Below are 208 nucleotides of genomic sequence, written 5' to 3' on the forward strand. Positions count from 1 at the left end.
GTTATCGTGCAGCTAAGCTAATGGTTAAATTAAAGCTCGAAAGCTGCCAAGTACCTCAACATTCATATAAACGTGGTGGTAATGAACACCTTGAAATCCCAAATCTGCTTGATAGACCGTTTGATGTTGTTGAGCCGGATACCGTGTGGTGCGGTGATGTGACGTATATTTGGACAGGCAATCGCTGGGCTTATTTAGCCGTGGTTAT

General features: G+C 43.8%; 1 pseudogene. It reads left to right on the top strand.

Annotation, left to right across the window (positions count from 1 at the left end):
- Window positions 1-208: pseudogene (locus NRL14_RS21050) on the top strand (IS3 family transposase); the annotation flags it as partial.

Origin of the sequence: Pseudoalteromonas sp. 20-92, assembly GCF_030847595.1 — a bacterium.
In the GTDB taxonomy this organism is placed as follows: Bacteria; Pseudomonadota; Gammaproteobacteria; order Enterobacterales; family Alteromonadaceae; genus Pseudoalteromonas; species Pseudoalteromonas fuliginea.